Here is a 12,205-nt window from a genome sequence, read left to right on the forward strand (position 1 = left end):
ACAGCGCTGTCAGGAAGGTGCCACTAGGACCGTCGCGGGCGTTTTGACCAGGGAATCGTCAGCTTCCTGCCAAGATTTCCGCGGACCGGCCGACCACGAACGCCCGCCGCTTACGCTCCCTGGCGATCACCCACCAGGAAGGCACGGACAATTGCGCACCCGAATAGCCCTCGCCGCGGCCCTCGCCGCCGGCGCCCTCGCGCTGACGGCCGCCCCGGCCACCGCCGCCACCACCGCGACCGGGGCGGCTGCGGCCCCGGCCGCGAAGGACTGCGGCGAGCTGAAGCTGACCGGCGCCCTGCCGGCCCCGCCGGCCGGGATGGCCGTGCAGCAGCAGGTGTCCGTCGGCGCCGACTGCAAGCCGGTGCTGGGCGAGGTCAGGCTCGTCCCGGCCAAGTCCGGCGCCGTCGCGGCCCGTTCGGCCCGTTCGGCACAGGCCGCTGCGGAGGCCGGCACCACACGCCGGTTCAAGAGCGCCAGCGAGTGGTACGACTGCTGCAACATCCGGATGACCGGTCTGTATACGACCTCGTCGTGGACCACCGACGGCACCCGGATCAGCGCCGCGAACACCGACGCGACCCAGCAGTGGAACCGCGAGCCGTGGAATGCCGGCTGGTCCCTGAAGTCCGCGACGAAGAACACCGACTGCACCGCGGACTGCACCGTCTCGCACACCCAGGCCGACGCCGAATTCACCTACAAGGGGATATTCGACGTGACCGGTGCGTGGTACGCGAACACCATGCACTCGTTCATCGACCTCAATGCGGACGGCACCGCCACCTGCCGGTTCGAGACCGAGACCCGGCACACCTTCATCGGGTGGAACTGGCAGCACAGCTGTCAGTGACCCGATTTCCCTGAATTCGCGGATTCTCCGGACTTTCCGGACGTTCCGGAATTCGTGTGCGGGCTGGGCGCGGCGACCGTCAGGAGCCGCGCCCAGCTGTCGTGGCGGCCCTTCTCCCCGATCAGCCGGCCCTCGGCCTCCACCCACGCGTGCGCGGTGAACGGCGGCGCGGTGCGCACCCCGACGCACCAGGTCGGCCAACTGCCCCGGGCGCGGCACAGCAGGGTGACGGCGACCGAGCGCGGCAGGCAGCTGCGCAGCCCGTTCATGGCGAGGCTGGTGGCCAGGACGGCGTCCCGCACGGCCCCGGTCTCGTCCGCGCCGGCGGGCCGGGCGCCGCGGCTGAGCACGGCCAGCACGCGCTGGAGCCGGTGCGCGGGCAGCAGGACGAGCAGCCGGGCGAGGCCCACCGCCGTCCGGATCGCCAATCGCCTGGGCAGCGGCGGGCGTTGGCTGCGGTCCTGCTCAAGGGCGAAGGTGAAGCTCACGGCGCGACCAGCCCGGCCTCCCGCAGGCCGTCGACCAGGGCGGCCACGTCGGCGGCGGCCCGCTCCCGGTCGACGTCGAAGGCCTCGGTGAGGCCGTCGACGGCGTCGGCCTCCGACCCGCCGTCGAGCAGGGTGCGGGCCACCACGGTGGCGGTGGGGTTGAGCTGCCAGTACTGGCCGATCCTGGCGTCGAGCAGGACGCCGCCGTACTCGGTCTCGGCCACGGTGAGGTGTTCGTGGTTGCGCAGCTTCATCGGCGCTTCTCCGTTCGGCAGGTCGTCGGTGCTCAGGCGGTGCGGAGCCAGGCCTCGCAGGCGAGCGTGGACGTCAGGGGGTTGTAGGCGAGTTCGGGCGAGCCGGGGGTGCGGCAGAGGCGGCGCAGCGCGTCCGGGTCGACCAGGCCGGCGCGGGCCAGCGCGCTGTCCTCCCAGACCGCCGCCAGTTCCTCGCGGTGCCGGTAGAGGCCGAGCGTCGCCTCGGGCGAGCCGTCGCCCTTGGTGCGCCGGGCGAGGCTGCGGTCCGGGACGATCCCGCGCATCGCCTCGACCAGCAGGGGCTTGTACGCCCAGGGCGTGGCGCGGAGTTCGGGGCGGGCGCCCAGTGCGGCGTCGACGACCCGGTCGTCGAAGTACGGGTTGGCCACCGGCACGCCGGCCAGGCGGCCCATCTCCTCCAGGCCGCGCATCTCCTGGGTGCCGGCGTGGATGCCGGCGAGGTCGTGGTGGCGGCCGCGGGTCGCCGCGAGCGGTTCGACGGTGGGGGCGGCCTCGGCCAGGGCCTGCTCGACCCGTTCCAGGCAGTCGAGGGTGAACCACGACGCGATCACCGGGTCGTGCAGCCAGCCGAAGGACGGGCGGCCCGGGTCGAGGGAGCCGGAGGAGCGGGTGGTCAGGGCCGCGAAGCTCCTCCGGTACGAGCGGCGGTCCAGCAGTGCGCCCGCGACCGCGCGGCGGGACCAGCCGAACAGGGTGCGGTAGCCGCGCAGGGCGGCGAGCGTGAGCAGCGGCCGGGTGGGCAGCAGGGCGTGGTAGTCGACCGCGCTGCCGAGGAACAGGTGGTCGCCGCCGTTTCCGGTCAGGTGCAGCCGGGAGCCCCGCTCGGCCATCCGCTCGATGAAGTGGGTGACCCGGTCGCGGCTGACGACGATCCCGACCGGGGTGTCGTGCCGGCCGCCGTCGTTCATCGCCCCGCTGTAGAAGAGCGGGAGTTCGGAGGCGGGGGCGAGGAGGTGCTCGGTGTCCACGAGGCGTTCGGCGGCGAGCCGGGCCCAGTGGCCGTCGTCGTTCTCGGACTCGTCGCCGGTGGCGGTGCAGGCGATGAGCTTCGGGTTCCCCGGGCTACCCGCGGCCAGGAAGCACAGCGACGTGGAGTCGAGCCCGCCGGAGAGGTCCGCGCTGATCAGGCCGGAGTCCGCGGTGCGCAGGGCGACGGCCTCGGTCAGCGTCGACCGGACGTCGCGGGCCGCCTCGGCGAGGCCCAGGACCGGCTCGGGCGGCCGGTGCCAGCGCCGCTGCCTCGGCGGCAGCCCCTCGCGCAGCTCCAGGCAGTGGCCGGGCGGGACGGGCCGGACGCCGTGCCACATGGCGCGGTCGGCGAACGGCGCCGGCAGCGGGTTGAGCAGCCGCAGCGCCACGGAGGTGAGGTCGGGCCCGGCGCCGGCGAACCGGGCGAGCTCGGCGGCGCGGTCGCCCGCGACGACGGCGCCCGCGATCGTCGTCCAGGCGATCCGGCGGGTGCCGTACGCGGTGCCCTGGACCCTCATCGCGCCGTCGGTGGCGGCCAGCAGGTGGAACTGTCCGGGGAGTTCGAGCCCGAGCCGGTCCAGGCCGGCCGGCTCGCGCACCGGGGCGACCCGCCGGGCCAGGTCGGCCGCGGTGACGCCGAAGGTGCCGATCAGGGCGACCGTCAGGTGGGGGGACCGGACGACCAGGAGCTCCCCGGCGGACCAGTGTCCGACGATCCAGGGCCGCCCGGAGGCGTGGGGGATGACATCGAGTTCCGGGCGGTCGGCGCACAGGCGCCGGGCCACGGCGCACGCGGCCGCGCTGTCTGGGAACGCGAAGAAGAACGGTGTGCCGTGGCCGGACATCACATCAGCTCCAGTTTTCCGGCGGTCACATGATCTGGCCGTGGAAGAAATCCCAGCTGAAGATTCCCTTCCAGCCGGTGACGGCGCGGAACGTTCCGGCGGACTCGAAAACCGGGGTCTCGTACTGCTTCTTTGACATGTTTTCTTCCTTTCTCGGGAGGGATTGCAGGGATCGTCCGGAGTTCTCTCAGGAGTTTCCTCAGGAGTTTCCTCAGGAGTTTCCTCAGGAGTTTCCTCAGGGGTGTTTCCCCGACGAAGAGTCTTGGCTCGAACGGGCGGCCGCTCAACGGCGTTGGCCTGAAGTGCCGGGGAACGCGGAATTCCGCCGGGAATTCCAAGATCGGCTGGCAGTGAGTGGACATGTGATCGGATGGTGCACGGGTGGCCGGATCCTGGCAGCAAGCTGTCAGTGCCACCGGAAAGGCACAGGTCAGCGCCATACGATTTATGGCCAGCATGCACCTGACGATCTGATTGGCAGTGTCATATGACAATCGAAGCCAGCCGAGCCCTGGCCCCCGGAGCCGCCCTGGACGGCACGCCCCCGCCGCCGCCGCGCTGGGCGGTCTGGGTCGCGCACGCGGTGCCGCTGATCGCCCTGCCCTCCACGCTCTGGCGCCTCGCGATGGCCATCGGCGTGCCCGTCGGGTACAGCACGGAGGTGCTGCGCCACGACTACGGCATCCCCGGCAACGGCTACCTGGTGCTGCCCGCCATCTGCGTGCTCCAGGAGGGCGCCGCCCTGCTCACCCTCGGACTCGTCCGCGACTGGGGGATCGTCGCCCCGCGCTGGCTGCCGCTGATCGGCGGCAAGCAGGTCCGCACCTGGGCCGCCGTGACGGCCGCGCTGCTGGGCGCCGCCATCCTCACCGCCGTGACGATCAGTCAGGCCGCCGTGTGGGACAGCGTCGACAGCGAGAACCTCAAGGGCATGCACCGGGCTGTCATGGGCTGGCTCTACATGCCGCTGCTGCTGTGGGGGCCGCTGCTCGCCGTCGTGACGGTCAACTACGCCTCGCGCCGGCGCCGTCGGGCATGAGCGAGCGGATCGCGGAGGAGCGGGCATGAGCGAGCGGACTGCGGAGGAGCGACCATGAGCGCTGCCGCGATCGTCCTGCTGGGGGCGCTGTCGCTGTTCGTCTTCGTCACCGGCCTCGCCTCGGGCGCGCGCCGGCTGCTCGGGGTCCGGCTGGGCAAGGGGCGCGCGATCGCCACCGGCGCGGTCGGCCTGGCCAGCGGCAGTCTGGTCAGCTACCCGCTGCGCGACGTCCAGCCCTTCGCCCTGGTGACCCTGGAGATCGGGGTCTCGCTGGTCGTCGCCATGCTCTTCCTGGCGGCCACCGAGGTGTTGCTGCCCTCGTCCCCGATGCGCGGACTCGCCCGGCTGCCCGGCTCGCTGCGCCGCCAGGTGGCCCGCACCCGGCGCTACGGCCGGCTCAGCCGGATATTCGTCCGGCACGGCCTCGGCCGGTTCCTCAGCGGGCGCACCCGGCGCGGGCCGGGCGCCGCCGCCGAACGGGCCGTGCTGGCGGCCTCGTTGCGGCTCGCGCTGGAGGAGGCCGGGGTCACCTTCGTCAAGCTCGGGCAGGTGATGTCGACCCGCTACGACCTGCTGCCGCCCGAGTTCATCGCCGAGCTGAGCCTGCTCCAGGACCAGGCCACCCCGGAGCCCTGGGAGTCCGTCGAGCAGGTGCTGCGCGAGGAACTGGGCGCCGCGCCGGACGAGGTGTTCGCCGAGTTCGACACCAAGCCGTACGCGGCCGGCTCGATCGCCCAGGTCCACCGGGCCAGGCTGCCCGACGGACAGCACGTCGCGGTCAAGGTGCAACGGCCCGGCGCGCGCGAGATCGTCGTCGACGACCTGGACATCCTCTACCGCTTCGCCGAGCGCCTGGAGCAGCACACCGAGTGGGGCCGCAGCGTCGGCGCCGTCGCGCTGGCCCAGGGCTTCGCCGTCTCGGTGCACGAGGAGCTCGACTTCCGCATCGAGGCCCGCAACACGATGGCGGTGGCCGCGGCCATCGAGCAGGCCGGGGGCAACCCGATGGTCCGGGTGCCCGAGGTGCACGAGCGGCTCACCGGCAAGCGGGTGCTGGTCAGCGAGTGGATGACGGGCATCCCCCTGCACAGCGCCCCCAAGGTGCTCGACGAGCGCGGGCTCGATCGCAAGGCGCTGGCCGGCGCGCTGCTGGAGTGCCTGCTCGGCCAGATCATGACCAGCGGCGTCTTCCACGCCGACCCGCACCCGGGCAACCTGCTCCTGCTCGACGACGGCACCCTCGGCATGCTCGACTTCGGCTCGGTCGGCCGGATCGACCGCTCCCTGCGGGCCACCCTGCGCGGCATGCTGCTGGCCCTGCACCGCGGCGACCCGGGCGGCCTGTCCGACGCGCTGATCGAGCTCGTGGTCCACCCCGAGCACATCGACGAGCGCCAACTGGAACGCGCCGTCGGCCAGTTCCTCGCCCGGCACTTCGCCCCGGGGGTCAAGCCGGACCGCGAGATGTTCGCCGACCTGTTCGCGATCGTGGCCCGGCACGGCATCAACGTGCCGCCGGAGATCGCCGCCGTCTTCCGCGCGCTCGCCACGATGGAGGGCTCGCTCGACCGCCTGGTGCCGGGCTTCGACATCGTCGCCGAGGCCCGCTCCTTCGCCGTCACCCAGCACCTGCGCAAGCTCAAGCCCGAGACGCTCGGCCGCAGCATGGCGGAGGAACTCCTCGGCCTGGTCCCGATGCTGCGCCGGCTGCCCCGCCGGGTCGAGCGGATCGGCGCCGCCATCGAGGGCGGCCAACTGACCGTCGGCGTGCGGATGTTCGCCGACCCGGAGGACCGACGCTTCCTGCGCTCACTGGTCCACGAGATCCTGCTCGCCTTCCTTGGCGGAGTGATCGGCCTGGTCGGCGTACAGCTGCTGCGCACGGGCGGCGGGCCGATGCTCAGCAAGGGACTCGGCCTGTTCGAACTCTTCGGCTACAACCTGCTGGTGATCAGCTCGGTGCTGGTGATGCGGGTGCTCTTCCTGATGATCGGCCCCAAGCACAGACGGTGAGTTGATAGGGCTGCGGCCCCTGCACCCGGGAGATCCCGGGCGCAGGGGCCCTCTCATCGGACCGAAGCCGCAGGAATCAGCGGACCGGGGATACGGGTCCGGCGGCCCGCCTCAGCTCGGTCGGCGTGGCCAGGTGATCGTCTGGCCGTCCGGGGTGATGGTGATCTCGAAGCGGTCCAGGGACGGCGAGCCGTCGGTGAGCCACCGCGTCAGGTGTTCCTCGACGGCGTCCCAGAGGCGGGCCGGCCCGCCCTGGCGAACGGTCCACTTCTCGCCGTCCCGGGTGAGTACTGCCCAGGCGCCGGCCTCGACGTCGATGAGGACGTGCTGATCCCGGCCGTCGACATTCAGCGTGATCTTCTGGGACCTCGGGGCTGCTACCTGGGCGACGAAGCGGGCCGTCCAGTCGTCCAGGACGTCCGCCCCGTGGACGGCGCCGCGTTCGTCCCCGATGTTCAGATCGGGCAGCAGCCCGAGCGGCGGAGGCAGGTGAGGACGGGAGAGCATGAACGAGATCTGCCCGTTCAGGAAGCGCCCTTGAGCGGTGCCGTCCTTCCGGACGGTGAGTCGGGCGAGTTCGGAGGAGTACATCCAGCCGCACACGGTGGCCAGGATCAGCCCTCCCGGTTTCGTCTGCTCGATCCACGCGGGCGGGATGGCGAGGACGCCGCAGGTGGCGATGACCCGGTCGAACGGGCGGACGTCGGCGTGGCCGGTCAGGGCGTCACCGACGACGAGCTCGGGGAAGAAGCCGCACGCCCCCAGCGAGATCCCGGCCCGCGCGGAGACCTCCGGGTCGACCTCGACGGAGACGATCTGACCGTCGCCGAGGCGGTGGCAGCCCAGCGCCGTGGAGTAACCGGTGCCGGTGCCCGCTTCGAGGACCCGGTGGCCGTCCTCGACCTGGAGGTTCTCCCACATACGCACGACCAGGTTCGGCATGGTGCTGGAGGACGTGGGGGCCCGCATGATCTCGCCCCGCAGGTCGCCGGGCACGATCGTTCCGGCGACCTGGGTGACCAGGGATTCGTCCCGGTAGCACTGTCCGAGCCAGCCCGGCGAGTCGGGCAAGACGGGCGCCCAGGCGGTCGGCGCGGAGCCGGGGACGACGTCGAAGAAGCCGCCGCGCAGGAACTCCTCGCGGGGCACGGCCTCCACGGCGTGGCGCCACGGTTCGGTCCGCAGGAACCCACGCTCGGCCAGGCTATCGGCGAGTTCGCGGCGGAGGCGGGTGCTGTCGCCGGTGGTCGGGGTCATCCGGTCTTCCTCTCCAGCAGGTCGGCCATCGCCGTGAGCATCGGCAGACCGGTCTCGGGCTCCAGCCAGTACCACTGACCGGACGGGTTGCACTCCAGGAACCACCATCGGCCCTGCCGGTCCACCGCGAAGTCGAAAGCGCCGAAGACCAACCCGAAGTGGGCGAGGTAGGTGTGCAGGGCCTCGGTGACGCCGGGCGGCAGGGTGGCGACGGAGTAGGTGAGCTTGCTGTAGTCGGTCCGCCAGTCCAGCAGGTCGCAGTCGATCCGGACGGGGAAGACCTGGTCGCCGATGACGGTGACGCGGACGTCGGCGACCTTGTCGACGCGCTGCTGGAACAGGTGGGCGGTGCCGGCCACCGCCTCGTCGATCTCGTCCGCGGTCACCTCTGCGACCTCGACGGTGCACGAGATGCCGTCGACGCGGTAGAGCGGTGCCGACAACGGCTTGTAGATCACAGGGCCGTGTCGCTTGATGAACGCCCTCGCGGTGTCCGGTTCCGAGGTGATCAGTGTCGGAGGGATCGAGAAACCGGCTGCGGCTGCGGCGGCGAGCCCGGAGGGCTTGAACTCGGCGTCGCCGATGCGGTGCGGGTGGTTGACGTACAGGCAGCCGGGAAGGGACGCCATGATGCCGCCGAGGCCGTACCGGGCCTGGGTGACGGCGAAGCGGGCGTCCTGCTCGTCGAGGTGCGGGAACGCGAACCCGGACGGGCGCCGGTAGTACAGGGACCGGACCTTCGAGAGGTCGGCAGTTCGGGACGGCGTCGTGATCGAGCCCTCGACGCCGTCGGAGCTGATCGTGGCCGCGACCGACAAGGCGTGGGGGAAGTCCCCGGAGTCGAGCCGCACGACCGGGACGCCCCGGTCGTGCAGCTCGACGATCACCAGGTCGGCCGTGGGGTCGTCCTTGATGGTGACGACCAGCACCGGGCCGACGTCGGTCACTGATCGCCGTCGTTCCCCGTGTCCTGGTCGCCGCCGCCGGCCCCGCCGCCGCCGGAGCCGTCGGACGGGTTGCCGGTGTTGGTGGGCGGATTGGTACCGGTGCTGGTGCCGTGGCCGGGCATCTCCATGACCGCCCCGGTCGCGTCGAAGTAGCGACCGGCCTGGGTGGAGGGGTCGATCTCGACGCGGGCGTATCCGGGCGAGAACGCCGGGTACGGCGCCATCCTGCGGACGCCCCACGGCACGGCCGTGGTGACGCCGGTGGGCAGCGGGCTCCCGGTGAGGAGCCGATCGGAGTGGACGAACATGAGGTTGTACCTCCCTGTAGGTGATCCTTTTGGGGCCGCCCGGTAGGTGCGGCAACCGTGGCAATGCGGGCGGAATCTGTGGGTGTGCGAGTTTGTTAGTGCTGCGGTCGGGCGGATGGAGGCTCTCGCGTGGGGCGAGAGCCGGCGGGATGCGGCGCCAGTGCGGCGGCCACCCGCCACGGGCCTGTCAGGGCCGCCAGTAGCGGCGGTTGATCTTGCGGACTTCGGCACGAAGCCGTTGGAGAGTCGGCGATTCGGCCGCCGGTTCGAGGGGCGGCGTGGCCGGCCCGGCTTCCTCGATGTCGTCGTACCGGACGGGCCCGCCAAGGAAGTTGGTCCAGGGCGGGAGCGGGTTCTCCGGTTTATCCGTCATCGCGCGCCGCCAGGCATTCATCGTGCTCCAGGTGCAGGGCACGCCATTTGGCGACCTTGCGCCGGATGGTCGGGTGCTCGGTGTACTGGCGTTCGAGGTCGTCGAACCAGAGGCAGGAGGGACACTCGTCAGCGTCGGCGGCGGGTTCTTGCTTGTGCATCGCGATCTCACGCAGGGACATCGGCCACCGCCCTGCACGCCCCCATGTGCCGGGCGCGGATCTTTTCGAGCTCCGCCAACACGCCGGGCAACCGGGCCTCCGGATACCTCCTGCGCATCTCCGCATCCGCGATGCGCTCGAACGCCGCGCAGACGACGCACTTGGGCTTCGAGGGCATGGTTTTTGCGGCTCTCGGGACGTCGAGAGGACGCTCGGCAGTCGCCATGAGTGCTCCAGTTCGCTCGATCGGGTATCGATGCGACGGCTCTGCGCTGTATGGAACGCCTTGTCGAGCCGCAGCAATCACTCCGCAGGCGCCGGGGCCGGACGCTCGGCTGTTTCCGGTGGAGTGACTGTTAGCAAGTCAACGCCCTGGGCATGCCGTAGGAGAGGGCCGCAATGAGGGCCGGTGATTCGGCCCCGGGCCGCTTTTCGAGCCATAATTGAGACACCGTCACCTCAGAGCTAGGGGATGCCGTGACCCTCACCCCGAACGGGATCGGCGAGCTGTTGCGCAGGACCCGGGAGCGATCCGGACTGAGCCGGGAGGAGCAGGCTGCCGTCGTCGGCCGCGAAACGGGTGAGTGGTGCAGCCCGGACACGGTCAAGAATTGGGAGACGGAGAAGAGGATTCCGCGTCAGCCATCGCTCCAGGGCATCGCTGATGCTTACGGTCTTCCCGTGGACCAGGTGGCCGAGGCCGTAGCCCGCTCTCGGCGGCATCGGCGCGAACACGGCACGGAGGACAAGGTGGACCGGCGGAAGTTCATCGGGGTGGGCGCGGCGGTGGCAGGTGTCGTGGTTCTGCCCGGCATCGCCCAGGCCCGGGATGGGATCGATTCAGCGCTGACGCCGTCCGAGGACGGTGATCTCGCCTACTTGGAAGCGGCCTTCGAGCGGCACCGGGGCGGATACCGGGGTCGGTCGCCGGATCGTGTCCTCGGTGAGATGTTGTCCGACCTCGACCTCCTCCGGGATGTTCTCAACCGTCCGCACCCGACGCGAACCAGGGCGGAACTGGCCCGGACGGCTGCGGGGATCACGGGCCTGGTCGCCATCGTCCAGCACGACCGCGGGGACCAACGTGGCGCCTTCCAGTGGTTCGCGACCGCTGAGCGGGCCGCCCGGGAGTCGGGGGATCAGCGGATGCTCGCCTGGGTTCTGGCCCGGCACGCCATGGTGCCGCTCAACTACGGGGCACCCGAGACGGCGGCCCGGATCGCGGCCCGTGCACGGTTCGAAGCAGGGAGCGGTTCGACAGCGGCCGGTGCCCTGGCCGCGGCGGTCACCGCCCGCGCCCTTGCTGCCTCCGGTGACTACGAAGGTGCACGGCGCGCGGTCAACGATGTCCGTACCGTTGCGGAGCACTTGGACGGTGCCGAGGCGGCCGACACCTGGTTCGGCTACCCCGAGCAGAAGCATCATGTCCACCTCTCACAGGCGTACACGCTGCTCGGCGAGTCGCGCAACGGCTACGCCGCGCAGGACCAGGCGCTCGACCTCACGGACTCCCCATCGGTCATGACACGCGCTCTTTTGGCGATGGACACGGCCGCCTGCCTGCGGATCGACGGGGACCACACCGGAGCAGCCGAGATGGCGGTCGGGGTGTGGGAACGGCTACCGAGCGGCTACCGGGAGGGGTTGATCCGATCACGAGCCGAGTTGCTGCACGAGAAGCTCGCCGGTCAATCGCGTGAGGCGCTCGGGGAGGCACTGATCGCGAGCTGAGCGGGATGGACAAGACGAAGCGCCCCCGCTCGGCCGCTGCCGAGCGGGGGCGCCAGAATCAGGGGTTCAGCTTTCGGGCAGGAGATGATGCGCCGCAGGCGACGTGTGGACGATCCCGGAGGTGGAGCATGCCCAGGCGTGACTACGAGAACGATCCGAACGCTCCCAAGGCCAACAGCCTGGTGCCGGCCGCATCGGTGGTCGTGGTCGACGAGGCGGGCCGCATCCTCCTCCAGCGCCGCACCGACAACGGGATGTGGGGTCTTCCCGGCGGCATGATGGAAATCGGCGAGTCTCTCGGGGAGTGCGGCATCCGCGAGACTTTCGAGGAAACCGGCATCCACATCGAGATCACCGGGATCGTCGGCACCTACACCAACCCCGGGCGCGTCCTCGCCTACGACGACGGCGAGGTCCGGCAGGAGTTCAGCATCTGTCTCCTCGGGCGCCCGGTCGGTGGCGAACTCCGAATCTCGGAAGAGTCCCACGAAGTGGCGTGGTTCAGCCCCGCCGACACGGACGGGCTGCCGATGGTGCCCAGTGTCCGCAAGCGGGTGTCCGACTGGCGGTCCGGGGTCATTCCAGTTGTGCGCTGATCTGCCATGTCGGTGAGCAGTACTCTGCTGGACCGTGGCCGCGATCTGCCGATCAGTGGCCATCTGCCAGACCAATGACGGCCGGTGGGGCTGCATCTCGTATTGCTTGATCTGGGCCCCATGTCATCCGGAGGACCCGATGGTGAACTGTGCGCAGTGCTCCGCTCCCGCCGCGATCGAAGACCTCGACGAGCAGCCTCCGCAGGCCTGGTGCCTTGGGTGTGCCACCGCTCTCGTCCGGGCCGGTGATCCCGTCGTCAACTACCGGCCCTTCGAGGACCGGGACGAGTACGCGCGCGTCCTCGCCGGCGGCAGCACTGCCGTACTGCCCTTCGGCTGAAACGCCCCCGC

Annotated in this window: 16 protein-coding genes; 6 read left to right on the forward strand and 10 right to left on the reverse strand. The window is 71.0% G+C overall.

The window, feature by feature from the left end:
- Positions 1 to 151: 151 nt before the first annotated feature.
- A complete protein-coding gene (locus ACFV4G_RS05505) occupies positions 152 to 853 on the forward strand; it encodes a hypothetical protein (protein WP_380436747.1) in 702 nt (233 codons plus the stop codon).
- Here the strand turns inward: ACFV4G_RS05505 and ACFV4G_RS05510 are convergent.
- The 4 genes from ACFV4G_RS05510 to ACFV4G_RS05525 are packed head-to-tail and all read right to left on the reverse strand — an operon-like array spanning position 847 to position 3,569.
- Entirely contained in the window at positions 847 to 1,341 is a 495-nt protein-coding gene (locus tag ACFV4G_RS05510; protein ID WP_380436749.1) for a lasso peptide biosynthesis B2 protein, read from the reverse strand. The two genes, ACFV4G_RS05505 and ACFV4G_RS05510, sit on opposite strands and share 7 nt — an antisense overlap.
- Entirely contained in the window at positions 1,338 to 1,595 is a 258-nt protein-coding gene (locus ACFV4G_RS05515; RefSeq protein ID WP_359973877.1) for a lasso peptide biosynthesis PqqD family chaperone, read from the reverse strand. The genes ACFV4G_RS05510 and ACFV4G_RS05515 overlap by 4 nt, the downstream gene beginning before the upstream one ends.
- Before the next feature lie 32 nt (positions 1,596 to 1,627).
- Positions 1,628 to 3,430, reverse strand: coding sequence for an asparagine synthase-related protein (locus tag ACFV4G_RS05520; protein ID WP_380436751.1), 1,803 nt, complete (start codon positions 3,428 to 3,430; stop codon positions 1,628 to 1,630).
- 25 nt (positions 3,431 to 3,455) lie between these two features.
- Positions 3,456 to 3,569, reverse strand: a complete 114-nt coding sequence (locus ACFV4G_RS05525) for a lasso RiPP family leader peptide-containing protein (protein ID WP_380436753.1) — start codon at positions 3,567 to 3,569, stop codon at positions 3,456 to 3,458.
- 348 nt (positions 3,570 to 3,917) lie between these two features.
- Here ACFV4G_RS05525 and ACFV4G_RS05530 point away from each other — a divergent pair, with 348 nt between their 5' ends.
- Both ACFV4G_RS05530 and ACFV4G_RS05535 read left to right on the forward strand, forming a co-directional pair.
- A complete protein-coding gene (locus ACFV4G_RS05530) occupies positions 3,918 to 4,469 on the forward strand; it encodes a hypothetical protein (RefSeq protein ID WP_380436755.1) in 552 nt (183 codons plus the stop codon).
- A 54-nt stretch (positions 4,470 to 4,523) separates the two neighbouring features.
- Positions 4,524 to 6,482 carry an ABC1 kinase family protein gene (locus ACFV4G_RS05535; protein ID WP_380436757.1) on the forward strand — a complete coding sequence of 653 codons (1,959 nt, stop codon included), beginning with the start codon at positions 4,524 to 4,526 and terminating at the stop codon, positions 6,480 to 6,482.
- Between the two features lie 111 nt (positions 6,483 to 6,593).
- On the opposite strand, the gene tgmC is transcribed toward ACFV4G_RS05535, so the two are convergent.
- From tgmC to ACFV4G_RS05565, 6 genes are all read right to left on the reverse strand, one after another.
- On the reverse strand, positions 6,594 to 7,739 hold the full coding sequence (gene tgmC, locus ACFV4G_RS05540; RefSeq protein ID WP_380436759.1) for an ATP-grasp peptide maturase system methyltransferase: 1,146 nt from the start codon (positions 7,737 to 7,739) through the stop codon (positions 6,594 to 6,596).
- Positions 7,736 to 8,686, reverse strand: coding sequence for an ATP-grasp ribosomal peptide maturase (tgmB, locus tag ACFV4G_RS05545; RefSeq protein WP_380436761.1), 951 nt, complete (start codon positions 8,684 to 8,686; stop codon positions 7,736 to 7,738). Before tgmB ends, tgmC begins: the two co-directional genes overlap by 4 nt.
- A complete protein-coding gene (gene tgmA, locus ACFV4G_RS05550) occupies positions 8,683 to 8,994 on the reverse strand; it encodes a putative ATP-grasp-modified RiPP (RefSeq protein WP_380436763.1) in 312 nt (103 codons plus the stop codon). Before tgmA ends, tgmB begins: the two co-directional genes overlap by 4 nt.
- 187 nt (positions 8,995 to 9,181) lie before the next feature.
- A complete protein-coding gene (locus ACFV4G_RS05555; protein ID WP_380436765.1) occupies positions 9,182 to 9,367 on the reverse strand; it encodes a hypothetical protein in 186 nt (61 codons plus the stop codon).
- Positions 9,357 to 9,527 (reverse strand): hypothetical protein, encoded by a 171-nt coding sequence (locus ACFV4G_RS05560; RefSeq protein WP_380436768.1) that lies wholly within the window; start codon positions 9,525 to 9,527, stop codon positions 9,357 to 9,359. The genes ACFV4G_RS05555 and ACFV4G_RS05560 overlap by 11 nt, the downstream gene beginning before the upstream one ends.
- 7 nt (positions 9,528 to 9,534) lie before the next feature.
- Positions 9,535 to 9,753, reverse strand: coding sequence for a hypothetical protein (locus ACFV4G_RS05565; protein ID WP_380436771.1), 219 nt, complete (start codon positions 9,751 to 9,753; stop codon positions 9,535 to 9,537).
- A 251-nt stretch (positions 9,754 to 10,004) separates the two neighbouring features.
- Here ACFV4G_RS05565 and ACFV4G_RS05570 point away from each other — a divergent pair, with 251 nt between their 5' ends.
- The 3 genes from ACFV4G_RS05570 (at position 10,005) to ACFV4G_RS05580 (ending at position 12,194) form a co-directional block, all read left to right on the forward strand.
- Positions 10,005 to 11,258: a helix-turn-helix domain-containing protein gene (locus ACFV4G_RS05570; protein WP_380436773.1), complete on the forward strand. Its 1,254-nt coding sequence runs from the start codon at positions 10,005 to 10,007 to the stop codon at positions 11,256 to 11,258.
- A 128-nt stretch (positions 11,259 to 11,386) separates the two neighbouring features.
- Positions 11,387 to 11,854 carry an NUDIX domain-containing protein gene (locus ACFV4G_RS05575; protein ID WP_380436775.1) on the forward strand — a complete coding sequence of 156 codons (468 nt, stop codon included), beginning with the start codon at positions 11,387 to 11,389 and terminating at the stop codon, positions 11,852 to 11,854.
- Positions 11,855 to 11,993: 139 nt separating this feature from the next.
- Complete coding sequence (locus tag ACFV4G_RS05580) at positions 11,994 to 12,194, forward strand: hypothetical protein (protein WP_380436777.1); 201 nt, start codon at positions 11,994 to 11,996, stop codon at positions 12,192 to 12,194.
- The last annotated feature ends 11 nt before the right edge of the window (positions 12,195 to 12,205 follow it).

Source organism: Kitasatospora sp. NPDC059747, assembly GCF_042732955.1.
Lineage (GTDB): Bacteria > Actinomycetota > Actinomycetes > Streptomycetales > Streptomycetaceae > Kitasatospora.